The organism is Peribacillus sp. FSL E2-0218, from assembly GCF_037992945.1.
Taxonomy (GTDB): domain Bacteria; phylum Bacillota; class Bacilli; order Bacillales; family DSM-1321; genus Peribacillus; species Peribacillus simplex_B.
Window position 1 is genome coordinate 1,465,849 of the sequence record NZ_CP150304.1, and the last position, 12,220, is coordinate 1,478,068.

Annotated in this window: 10 protein-coding genes; 7 read left to right on the forward strand and 3 right to left on the reverse strand. The window is 41.6% G+C overall.

Annotated elements, in window-relative coordinates; translation table 11 throughout:
• Positions 1-14 precede the first annotated feature (14 nt).
• The gene (locus MHI53_RS07040) at positions 15-1,319 is read left to right on the forward strand and encodes an MFS transporter (protein ID WP_061144475.1); all 1,305 of its coding nucleotides are present in this window, start codon (positions 15-17) and stop codon (positions 1,317-1,319) included.
• Between the two features lie 50 nt (positions 1,320-1,369).
• On the opposite strand, the gene MHI53_RS07045 is transcribed toward MHI53_RS07040, so the two are convergent.
• On the reverse strand, positions 1,370-1,786 hold the full coding sequence (locus MHI53_RS07045) for an organic hydroperoxide resistance protein (protein ID WP_061144476.1): 417 nt from the start codon (positions 1,784-1,786) through the stop codon (positions 1,370-1,372).
• Between the two features lie 192 nt (positions 1,787-1,978).
• Here MHI53_RS07045 and MHI53_RS07050 point away from each other — a divergent pair, with 192 nt between their 5' ends.
• The 3 genes from MHI53_RS07050 to MHI53_RS07060 are packed head-to-tail and all read left to right on the forward strand — an operon-like array spanning position 1,979 to position 5,194.
• Positions 1,979-2,362: a GntR family transcriptional regulator gene (locus MHI53_RS07050; protein ID WP_061144477.1), complete on the forward strand. Its 384-nt coding sequence runs from the start codon at positions 1,979-1,981 to the stop codon at positions 2,360-2,362.
• The gene (locus tag MHI53_RS07055) at positions 2,359-3,258 is read left to right on the forward strand and encodes an ABC transporter ATP-binding protein (protein WP_061144478.1); all 900 of its coding nucleotides are present in this window, start codon (positions 2,359-2,361) and stop codon (positions 3,256-3,258) included. Before MHI53_RS07050 ends, MHI53_RS07055 begins: the two co-directional genes overlap by 4 nt.
• Entirely contained in the window at positions 3,233-5,194 is a 1,962-nt protein-coding gene (locus tag MHI53_RS07060; protein WP_340373112.1) for a DUF6449 domain-containing protein, read from the forward strand. The genes MHI53_RS07055 and MHI53_RS07060 overlap by 26 nt, the downstream gene beginning before the upstream one ends.
• A 105-nt stretch (positions 5,195-5,299) precedes the next feature.
• Here the strand turns inward: MHI53_RS07060 and cspD are convergent, their stop codons facing one another.
• Positions 5,300-5,503 (reverse strand): cold-shock protein CspD, encoded by a 204-nt coding sequence (gene cspD, locus MHI53_RS07065; protein WP_061144480.1) that lies wholly within the window; start codon positions 5,501-5,503, stop codon positions 5,300-5,302.
• Between the two features lie 811 nt (positions 5,504-6,314).
• Between cspD and MHI53_RS07070 the strand changes: the two genes are divergently transcribed.
• Together MHI53_RS07070 and nhaC are read left to right on the forward strand one after the other, a co-directional pair.
• Positions 6,315-7,889, forward strand: a complete 1,575-nt coding sequence (locus MHI53_RS07070) for a peptide chain release factor 3 (RefSeq protein WP_340373113.1) — start codon at positions 6,315-6,317, stop codon at positions 7,887-7,889.
• Between the two features lie 280 nt (positions 7,890-8,169).
• Positions 8,170-9,549, forward strand: coding sequence for a Na+/H+ antiporter NhaC (nhaC, locus tag MHI53_RS07075; protein WP_340373114.1), 1,380 nt, complete (start codon positions 8,170-8,172; stop codon positions 9,547-9,549).
• Positions 9,550-9,598: 49 nt separating this feature from the next.
• Here the strand turns inward: nhaC and MHI53_RS07080 are convergent, their stop codons facing one another.
• The gene (locus tag MHI53_RS07080; protein WP_061144483.1) at positions 9,599-10,792 is read right to left on the reverse strand and encodes an FtsW/RodA/SpoVE family cell cycle protein; all 1,194 of its coding nucleotides are present in this window, start codon (positions 10,790-10,792) and stop codon (positions 9,599-9,601) included.
• Between the two features lie 321 nt (positions 10,793-11,113).
• Here MHI53_RS07080 and MHI53_RS07085 point away from each other — a divergent pair, with 321 nt between their 5' ends.
• Positions 11,114-12,214, forward strand: coding sequence for an SDR family oxidoreductase (locus MHI53_RS07085; RefSeq protein WP_340373115.1), 1,101 nt, complete (start codon positions 11,114-11,116; stop codon positions 12,212-12,214).
• Positions 12,215-12,220: the final 6 nt, after the last annotated feature.

Consider the following 12,220-nt stretch of genomic DNA (forward strand, 5'->3'; position numbering starts at 1 on the left):
AAGGGGGGAAGCTGATGAAACAGAACCCTGGAAAGTGGAAGGGGAATCTTGGTTTATATTTTTCGGTTCCCGTTCTCTCTTGGGCATTATACGATTTTGCCAATACGATCTTTTCTTCAAATATCAATACGATTTTCTTTCCGTTTTTCCTGCAGGAGCAAATTGGGGATAATGCTGTTCTTGATCAAATTGCCAGTACCTTCATTTCCTACGCAAATGCGATGGCCAGTTTATTTCTTGTTTTGTTTTCACCGTTGTTTGGCGTCATGATCGATCGAACCGGAAAGATGAAAAAATATATCGTGATTTTTACACTCATTTCCGTTATAAGCACATTTTTCATGGGGGTTTTCGGGGGAGCCTCGTTTGATCGACTGTTCCTTGGCATTCCCGTTTCCTTGGCCATTGTCATTCTATTATTTGTTATCGCTAAGTTTTTCTATCATTCCAGTCTCGTTTTCTATGATACGATGATGAGCGATTTAGGTACGAAAGAGCAAATGCCGCTTATATCGGGATTTGGCGTGGCCGTTGGCTACCTAGGAACGTTAGTGGGGCTGTCCATTTATCCATTCATCAGTAAAGGAAGCTCACATGAAGCCTTCATGCCTACGGCCATTTTGTTTCTCGTTTTTTCCCTTCCCTTGTTCTTTTTTGTGAAGGAGACGCCAAAACCGCAAAAAGCAAAACAACCGTTCATATCCGGTTATAAGGAAATCAAGGCAACATTCAAAGAGATGAGGTCCTATCGCTCGATATTCACTTTCATGATCGCCTATTTCTTTTTAAACGACGCCATTGCGACGACGATTGGCATGATGGCTGTCTATGCCAAGACTGTCGTGGGATTTTCCTCAAGCGGGTTCATTTTGCTTTACTTGGTATCGACGATATCGAGTATTGCCGGCTCTTTCCTTTTTGGATATATCACACAGTCGAAGGGACCTCGGCTTGCTGTGACATATGTGGGGATGCTGCTCTTGGTCGCTTTATTTATCGCGGTATTCGCACAAACCGCTCTTTGGTTCTGGGTTGCAGGGAGTATGTTTGGCGTTTCGCTTGGCTCGATGTGGGTGACCTCAAGGACGTATATCATTGAACTGACGCCCAAGAAGAAGAGAGGTCAATTCTTTGGATTATTTGCTTTCTCTGGAAAGGTTTCTTCCATAATTGGCCCTCTATTATATGGAACGATTACGTTGGTTTTTCATGAGCTTGGGACATTGGCGAGCCGGATGGCATTGGGGTCACTGATCATCATGGCGGTCATAGGACTGGGCTTTTTGTTCAAGTTGAAGAAATTGGAAGAAGTCAAATGAAAAAGGGAATGCCCCTTTTAACCGGGGGCATTCCCTTCATCTATCTGTCCTTATACCAAATTAAGGGTAACGTCGACATTCCCGCGAGTTGCTTTTGAGTATGGGCAAGTCGCATGGGCCTTTTTGACAAAGTCTTGGGCTTCTTCCTTGCTCAGGTCAGGAATCGAAATATCCAGCCTTACAGCCAATTTAAAGCCTCCGTCTTGCTCATCTTTACCGATCGTGACATTTGACGTCACGGAAGTATCGGCTTTTTTCTTTTCCTTTTGCAGGACAAGATTCAAGGCACTATCAAAGCAGGCAGCATAGCCAGCTGCAAATAATTGTTCAGGGTTCGTTGCCTTTTCACCGGAACCGCCTAGTTCCTTAGGTGATCTGACATCGAAGTCAAGGATTCCGTCCTCTGACTTAACATGTCCTTCTCGTCCTCCGTGTACGGTAACTGTAGCTGTATATAGTGGTTTCAAAGTAAACATCTCCTTTTTAAATGATTACTACCATTAGTTCCCCACAATACGTCTTATTAAACAAAATGAATGAGAGTTTATGAATGTCAGACGTAAAAGTATTGTTTAAAAATGGTTTTAAATTGGAAGAAAATGTTTTATAATGAACTGTATTAGTATGTGTAATACACCAATATAAGAGGGAGGCTCCTGATGATCGAGTTGGATGTTCAAAGCAGGAAACCCATATATGAGCAATTGATGGATAAATTTAAGGAACTAATGATCAATGAGGTTTTACTGGAGCACAACCAGCTTCCATCGATCCGATTATTGGCACAGGAATTGACCATCAATCCCAATACCATTCAGAAAGCTTACAAACAGCTTGAATCTGACGGATATATATATACACTGCCCGGAAAAGGGAATTTCGTCGCCCCTCCTAAATCCATCAAGAATTCCTTGAAGGAAGTGAAAATCAGAAACGAGCTTGAAAAAGTGCTTGCTGAAGCTATGTATATCGGCATCGAGAAACATGAAATCCATCGATTGGTAAAAGATATCAGTCCATTGAGAAAGGGGGGAGATTCATGATTGAAATAAAGCAGGTGAGTAAGTTATATGAAGGGAAAGAAGCGATCAGGAACGTCACCTTGGCTATAGGAAAAGGCACCATATTCGGTTTGCTGGGTTCCAATGGGGCAGGGAAAACGACTCTTTTAAAAATGCTTTCAGGCAACCTGATTCAGGATAGTGGTGAGGTACTGATTGACCGATTACATGTTTTCGAAAACCGTGAAGTGAAAAATCGTTGTTTCTTCCTTCCTGATACGCCTTATTTCTTGGCTAACTATACGATCTTGCAAATGGCCCTTTTTTATAGCGGTGTTTACCGTAAGTGGAACGAAGAACGCTTCTATCAACTGCAGGAAATATTCCCGATACCCCTCCAATATAAAATACATAAACTTTCAAAGGGGATGCAGAGACAGGTTGCTTTTTGGCTCGCCCTCGCTACGATGCCTGAAGTTCTGATATTGGACGAGCCTTTTGATGGGTTAGATCCGGTCATGCGGAAAAATGTGAGACAGTTATTGGTTCAGGATGTTGCTGAAAGGGACATGACGATCTTGATTTCTTCCCATAATCTCCGGGAAATTGAAGATCTGGCGGATCATGTAGGAATCTTACATAACGGCAAGCTTGTTATCCAAAAAGATCTGGCTGATTTAAAAGCGGATGTACACAAAGTGCAAATTGCCTTTAAACATAAAATTCCTCACGGGATTTACCGCGGAATCCAAATTCTTGACAAGCAAAGACAAGGAAGTGTGATCGTGTGCATCGTTAAAGGAAAGGAACCGAGCATCAAAGCGCACTTCAATCAGTTTCAACCTGACATCTTCGATATGCTTCCCCTTACTTTAGAGGAGATATTCATTTATGAAATGGGGGATATAGGTTATGTCATCCAGAATACCCTGGCCTAATCGGGAACTGATCATCTATATTTTCAGAAGTACCGGCTGGATTGGCTTTCTCTATTTAATTGGCCTCATGTTTGCACTCCCTTTGCAAATATTGACGTATATTTTGAATGAAAAAAATGAATTCGTGGAATTTGAAAACCTTTTCTCCAGTCAGCAAATGATCCAATTTGTCCTGGTCATCGTTATTCCAGTCTTACTTGCAATCTTTCTCTTTCGTTTTTTACAGATAAAACAAGCATCGGACTTTATTCATAGTTTACCCATCACTAGACGTACCGTATATCTTCATATGGTCGGGATGGGCTTTTTGTTCTTAGCCTTGCCCATTATATTCACCGGTTCAATTTTGATCTTGTTCCAATCTGCCATAGATATTGAAAGACTGTTTTCGCTGGCGGATATTTGGTCCTGGATGGGAATTACATTCATTTTGGAAGCGGTCATCTTTTCCGTTGCCGTTTTTATAGGAATGATAACGGGGTTATCGGCTCTGCAAGGCTTGCTGACTTATATATTTCTAGCACTGCCTGTCGGCTTATTTGTGTTGTTTGCAGCAAATATGAAGTTTTTTTTAACAGGATTTTCTGCGGATTACTATTTAAGGACCAACCTGACAGGAATTTCTCCCTTGTTGGCTGCAACCGAGATGGAGAAAATCACATTTTTCTCCTCTCAAACAGTGATCTATGCTTTATTGACCTTGCTTTTGTCGTTTCTGTCGCTGGTCATCTACCAAAGGAGGAAGCTGGAACATGTTTCGCAGGCCTTTGTTTTCCCGAAGCTCAAGCCATTATTCCAATTCGGTCTGACGATTTGCATGCTACTGTTTTCAGGATTTTATTTTAGCGAAACGACCGGTGAAAGGGGCTGGATTTTCTTCGGATATGTCATCGGCTCTTTGTTCGGATATTATTTAGGGGAAATCGTCCTGCAAAAGACTTGGCGAATCAAGTTCAAGCTGAAAGGCTATCTAGTATTTACGATGATCATCATTGTTTTGGCGATCATTTTGAAAATAGATCCCATTCAGTATAAGTCCAACATTCCGGATAAAAGGGAAATCAGCCAGATCTATATTGGCAGCTCCCCTTTGTATTTTGAGGATGAAACCACATATATCGGTCCCACTTTCCTTAAAGAGAAGGGAAACATAGAGGCGGTCACGTTATTGCATCAAGAAATTATCGAAAAGGGGAAAACAGTTTCCGTCGGTGAATTGAATGACGGCCAATCGGTATTCATCATGTATCAACTAAAGGATGGAAAACGGATAGCGAGAGAGTATCATTTGCAAAACTATGAATCGTACCTGCCGTTACTGGCGAAAATTTATGAATCGAGTGAATATAAAAAAACGGTGAATGAATTGCTGAATGTGGCAGCTAAAGATGTCACTAACATAAGGATAAAAGCGAGCGGGCAAGTGGATAAATCCGTCACGATCAAGGATGGCCATCAGCTCCAAGAAGCCGTCCAGGCACTGTCCGAGGATCTCAAAAATCAGTCGCTCTCACAAATGACGAATTCTTTCGGTGACTATGCCACGATTGATATATATTTGGAAAATAACAAAATCATCTATATGAATTGGGATTCCTCTTTCACTCAGTTTTCCAAATGGATGGAGCAAACCGGTAAAGCAGACGAAGCACGACTAGTGGCTAGTGACATCTCCTATATTCTGATTGCCAAGACAGATTCGCCCATTTATAATTCGGTCTCGGCAGAGGAGCTCGCCCGACAAATCGAACAAAAACCCAACCGATTGAAAATCAACACCCTTTCAGAAATCGATACGCTCATTGCCAACGCCCAAGTTGAGTGGAGTGGTGAATATGTAGCTGTTTATCATTATAAAGATAGCAGGGACGTGGATATCAAGAGTTTTTCCGGCGACCATGTACCCGATTTCGTTTTGGACCATTTTAATGAATGAAGGGCTAAGGAACGAAATCAGTGCGTAGACAAAGAGAATGCCGCCCCATGAAAGGGGGCAGCATCCTCTTTGTTTGCATTTGACCTATGATGATGTTTCCAAACTTTATAGTTTTACGACGTTTTTTGCTTGAGGTCCACGGTTACCTTCTTCAATCTCAAACTCGACCTCTTGTCCTTCATCAAGTGTTTTGAAACCATCTCCCTGAATCGCAGAAAAATGTACGAATACATCATCTCCGTCCGGAACTTCAATGAATCCAAACCCTTTGTCACTATTAAACCATTTTACCTTGCCAGTTACTGTCATTCGGTGAATCCTCCTAAAAATGTTAAAAAATTAATGGTGAAAATTTTTCCTTGATGGAAGAATCCATTTCACACATTATCAAGAACCCTCACTCAAGCTTGGAATCCATATGGGAAGATGCTTGATAATAAGTGAATGCTAGAAGGCTTTCTTATGGCTGAATTTCTAAACTTTTTACTATATACCCACCTTTATAAAGGATAAAACAAATGAAGGTATTTTATACCTTTTTTCAGGGGAATAATAATGAGGGATGTCCATTATTAGCGCTTAACTAGGTGCCTAATGTTGAATTTTTTTAAAAAAACAATAGCTCAAACACGTTTTCATTAGGAAGTAAGCGGGTAAAGGTTAACGAAGAAAGGACTGATGAATAATGAAGAAACTTTTGAAAAGAGCCTTAATTTTTGCTGCGCCGATCATATTCAAAGAGGTAAAGAAGCGCTGGAAAAATAAACGAAATCAAAAAGCGATGAAAACTGCAAGATAAGTTGCGAAATGAACAAACCATAGAAATAATAAGAAAGGGCGCTGAACAGGCGTCTTTTGTTTGGCTTCGAACAAATCCTCATCCTATGATTCATTCACCTCTACATCTTTCCTTCATATCGTGTTAAAATAGTAAGGTTGATTGAAATGAATGCCAAGTAGCCAAGGCTTTAGCCTTATGATATATGTTCCTAACATATCTTGTGTATGATCAGGATTTTTTACATACAAAGAAAGGTTGACATTCCAATGTAAAAATACAAGAAGTTCACCTATAAATTTTTCTCGAAATTGTTGACTCCACTAACGAAAGGAACATTTTATGACTACATTAAAAGATGAGGTTCAATCGCGTCGGACCTTCGCAATCATCTCCCACCCGGATGCCGGGAAAACGACTTTGACCGAAAAATTATTGCTGTTTGGCGGTGCGATTCGCGATGCCGGAACAGTTAAAGCGAGAAAAACTGGCAAGTATGCAACAAGTGACTGGATGGAGATTGAAAAACAACGTGGAATTTCCGTTACATCCTCCGTCATGCAGTTCGATTACGATGATTTCCGGGTGAATATTCTTGATACACCAGGTCACCAAGACTTCAGTGAAGACACCTATCGTACGCTGATGGCTGTTGATAGCGCCGTGATGATCATCGATTCGGCAAAAGGAATCGAGGATCAGACGGTTAAATTATTCAAAGTATGCCGCATGAGGGGCATCCCGATTTTCACGTTTATCAACAAAATGGACCGTCAAGGTAAAATGCCGCTCGAGTTGCTTGCCGAGCTTGAAGAGGTATTGGGCATCGAGACATATCCAATGAACTGGCCAATTGGAATGGGAAAAGACTTCGTCGGCATTTACGATAGATTCAACAATCGCATCGAACAGTTCAAGACGGAGGGCGAAGAGCGTTTCCTTCCATTGAATGCTGAAGGTGAACTTGAAATCGACCATGAACTTAAGGATTCCCAGTTGTATGAGCAAACTTTGGAAGAAATCATGCTGCTGACCGAAGCGGGCAACCAATTCTCTGAAGAAAGCATCGCCAATGGCAAATTGAGTCCTGTATTCTTCGGAAGTGCCTTGACGACTTTCGGTGTCCAGACGTTTTTGGATGCTTATCTTCAATTTGCACCAGCTCCTCAAGCACGAATGACGACATCTGGTGAAATGAGCCCTGTCAGTAATGATTTTTCAGGCTTCATTTTCAAGATTCAAGCGAATATGAATCCAAAACACCGTGATCGTATCGCTTTCCTGCGCATCTGCTCCGGTAAATTCGAGCGCGGAATGAGCGTCAACTTGAGCAGGACGGGCAAGCCGATCAATCTTTCTTCTTCAACCCAGTTCATGGCTGATGATCGGAATACGGTAAACGAGGCGGTAAGCGGGGATATCATCGGTTTATATGATACAGGGAACTACCAAATCGGCGACACGATCACAACTAGCAAGGATATGTTCCAATTCGAGAGGTTACCACAATTCACTCCGGAACTATTCATGCGGGTTACGGCTAAGAACGTAATGAAACAAAAACATTTCCATAAAGGAATTAACCAACTGGTCCAAGAAGGGGCAATACAGCTCTTCAAGACGGTCCGGATGGAAGAATATCTCCTTGGAGCCGTCGGGCAGCTTCAATTCGAAGTGTTCGAGCATCGAATGAGGAACGAATACAATGTTGAAGTCCTGATGGAGCGCATGGGCAGTAAAATTACACGCTGGGCCGAAGACGAAAAGCTTGATGAAAATCTTCATAGCTCAAGAAGCATACTTGTTAAAGACCGCTTTGATAAATACGCATTCTTATTTGAAAATGAGTTTGCACTCCGTTGGTTCCAAGATAAAAATCCTGATGTGGAATTATATAATCCCATGGATTTAAAATAATCATGAAAGCCCGTGTCGTATACACGGGCTTTTTTTGATTATGGAGCTTTTCTTGCTTTCTTCCATTAGTTCTGCTAGCTCGGGAGTGGACTATAGAATCAAACAGCATGGCAAATCCATCTCATCCGAATAATGATGCTCCTAAAAAATTCCTTTGACAAACTGCAGCAACTCCTTTATATTTAGCTGGTACTTTAACGCTTAAAAGCGTATCAGTAGACAATGATCGATTACAGTCTTGCCTCAAGAATATACAAAATGAAAGCGGGGAAAATACATTATGCGTCTCGATGATGCCAAGCTAAAACTCTCTTTACCTGAAGCTATTTGTGTTTTAGCGATGCTGTTCTTAATTATTGCAATAGGAATCATCCATTATGAACTTGTACCACATATTCCGATTATTGCAGCCATCCTTTTTTTATTCGTTTATGGAAAAATCAAGAAGCTGCCATTTTCGATCATGGAGGCGGCCATCGTCAAAGGTGCAGTATCTGGTATGGGAGCCATCTATATATTCTTTTTCATTGGAATGCTCATTTCGATCTGGATGGCAAGCGGAACAATCCCTACCATCATGTTTTATGGATTTGACTGGATGTCTGGTAAATATTTCTACGCGGTCACATTTCTGGTGTGTTCGTTAATCGGGCTATGCATCGGCAGTTCACTCACAACATCAGCCACGATCGGAGTCGCTTTCATAGGTATGGCGTCGGCGCTGGATCTTTCGCTGGCGATTACAGCCGGTGCAATCATTTCCGGTGCTTTTCTTGGCGACAAAATGTCTCCATTATCCGACTCGACCAACCTTGCTTCGGGAACGGTGGGAGTGCCACTATTTGAACATATTAATAATATGCAGTGGACAACGATTCCGGGTTTTTTACTATCACTTATCTTTTTTTACTTCCTTTCACCGAATGTCAAACTGTCTCGTGTTGAGGAGATAGAAGCCATGACCAAGGCCTTGGAAATGGAAACGAACATTAGCGTATGGAGTTTGATTCCGTTTGTCATCATTCTGGTCATGGCATTGAAAAAAGTGTCGGCGATTCCGACATTGTCAGCTGGAATCGTTTCGGCGGCTGTCATTGCTTTCATCCAAACGCCAAGTATGACGGTTGCAAAACTGGCGGATATTCTATACGGCGGATTTGTGCTGAAGAGCGGGATGGCACAGCTTGACTCCATCCTATCGCGGGGCGGCATTGAAAGTATGATGTTCTCCGTTTCTATGGTGTTGTTGGCTTTGGCGATGGGTGGACTATTGTTTGAATTAGGAGTCATCCCTTCCATCCTGCATGCGGTTCGGGATTCATTGACGAGTGTAGCAAAATTGATTTCAGCTACCGTATTTGCAGGAATCAGCGTGAATTTCCTAGTGGGGGAACAGTATTTGTCAGTTATCCTGCCTGGGAAAGCCTTTCAGCAGAAATATGAAGAGCTAGGGTTACAGCCAAAAACGCTTGGGAGGGTACTTGAAGATGCCGGAACAGTCGTGAATCCACTTGTTCCATGGGGAGTCTGCGGTGTATTCCTGACAAAGGTATTGGGTGTTCCAACGCTTGAATATGCGCCATTTGCATTCTTTTGTTTAATTTGCCCTTTGCTCAGTTTGATTTCGGGCTTTACGAAAGTAGGCATCCACTATAAATGAAAAAAACAGGCGGTCGATTGCGACTGCCTGTTTTTTCATGAAGAATCCCTTATTTAGTTGAAGCGATCTCATCCTTTGGTATGGAGATGACCTTTTCTTTCTGTTCCAGTAGATTCATTCGCATGATGACATTTTGGAATATCCCCATAGAAATCATGAGCAGCAGTAGGGATGAACCGCCATAGCTGATGAACGGAAGCGTGATCCCTGTGATGGGAATCAGTCCAGTCGCCCCGCCAATATTGATGCCAACCTGTATGCCGATCATGGAAGAGATCCCGATCAATAATAGACTGCCAAATGGGTCTTTACACTTTGCTGAGAGTATGAATCCTCTAAGGACGATAAAACCTAAAGTCAATAAAACGAAGCCCACTCCGAATATCCCAAGCTCTTCTGCAATGACGGAAATGATGAAATCCGTATGGGATTCAGGCAGGTACCCGTATTTTTGTACACTGTCACCAAGCCCGACACCTGTAAGGCCCCCTGATCCTATCGCATACAATGAATTCACGAGTTGGTACCCATTACCACCCTCTTGACCAAAAGGATCTGCAAACCCTGTAAAACGGGACACTTTATTTTCCGAGAAAACCGATGATAAATTTCCTGTCAGAATAATCCCTAATGCAAATATGGCAACGAATATCGAAGTAATCAAAGAGAGCTTGAATATACTCTTGAAGGACATGCCAGATGATATGATCATGGTACTTGAAATCAGGAAAATGACAGCTGCCGTTCCATAGTCAGGTTGTATCCCGATTAAAAAACAAATGAATACGAGAAAGAAAATCGGGGGGATGACGGCTTTATCAATGCTGTTGATTCGATCCTGCCTTTTTCCGTAAATGGCTGCAAGATAAATGATCATGGCAAGCTTCGAAAATTCTGCTGGCTGTATCGATTTTGTTCCTATCTTAAACCAGCTTGTGGCATTCCCAGCTGTATGGCCAAAGATAAAGAGCAGCAAAAGGATACCGGCCATTCCCAACATCATAAGCATCAAGAAGTTTTTGTTTTTGTACATCTTATAAGGAAGAATCATCGTCACGATCATTGCTAAAAATGAGATGATAAAAGCCATTTTTTGTTTCTCAAAGAAGAAATCCATGGGCTCCTTGTATCGAGCGACAGCCGTGATCATGCTCGAGCTATAAATCATCACTAAACCAAACAAACAGAGTAATACGACAGCAATGAAAATAGGGAAGTCGTATGCTTTAATTATTCTTTTCACTTGTGCGCTCACCTCAAATATGTATGCGCGAAAAAATCGCCTTCTTATATAGTAACGGAAAATCAGTTATTTAGATAATAATTTTTATTGTGTAACATGAATTTATCCTCCAAGAAACAATAGTAAACACTTTATCCGATGAATTTGAAGTGATTGTCATTTCAACTACTCGCAAAATATCCATTCCTACATCTATTATCTTCGATAGAATAGATGAATTATCCTTTATGAAAACGAAAAATTTACTATATATTCCATTTTAGTAGTACTATTATGTCTAGAAGAACATAAGACAAGTGAAATGATGAGAGGGTGGATTTCATGGGGCACATTTATTTTTTCACCGGGTTTCCAGGTTTCATCAGTAATCAATTAATCAGGGAGCTAGTTCGGCGTGATGAAAGGATAAATAAGATTTATTTGCTCGTTTTACCTCAGCAAAGGGCAAAAGCAGAAAAGGAGACCAAAAGGATTGAAGATGAATTGGATGGTATGAAAATCGCCTTTGAAATCGTGATGGGGGATATTACGAAGGAGCATCTTGGTTTTTCATTGGAGGTATACCATGAACTTCAGCAACAAGTCACGCATCTTTTCCATCTTGCCGCGATATACGATCTGGCTGTCCCGGAAAAATTGGCCAGGCTTGTCAATGTAGTGGGAACCAAGCAAGTAAACGAATGGGCCAAAGGGGTGATTGCACTTAAGCGATACACCTATTTCAGCACCGCTTATGTAGCGGGGATGCGGGAAGGGTGTTTATACGAGCATGAATTGAAGCTGCCGATGAGCTTCAGGAACCATTATGAACGGACGAAATATGAAGCTGAATTAATGGTAGAGGAGCTTAAAAAAGAAATTCCCATCACGATAATCAGGCCCGGTATCGTAAAGGGACATTCTCAGACAGGGCAAACGATTAAATTCGATGGCCCCTATTTTATCCTTAATTTTCTTGATCGCTTAAGCTTCCTTCCTTTTTTTCCATACATCTCTTCGGAGAGGGAAACGGTCGTAAACCTTGTTCCAATCGATTATATTATACAGGCAACTGCATTTCTGGCATTATATAAAGAAGGTGCAGGAAAAACCTATCATCTGACCGATCCCTACCCGTGTACGGCTAAGGAAATTTATGAGCTTTTCGTTGCTGAATTGTACAAGAAAAAACCAAAAGGCCATGTCCCTCTGTCACTAAGTAAGGCGTTTTTATCCATACGTCAGGTGCGGAGATTCTTAGGCGTGGAAAAAGAGGCTCTTGATTATTTCACTTGGAAAGGGCGTTTTGACTGCTCTTGTGCGCAAGCGGATTTAATCGCTTCAGGGATCATTTGTCCTGGCTTTAAAGAAGCTGTTCCTGCCATGGTCGAGTATTATTCAAAACACAAACATGATGAAGGGCACCAAATTAAAATAAGGTAAGGCAAG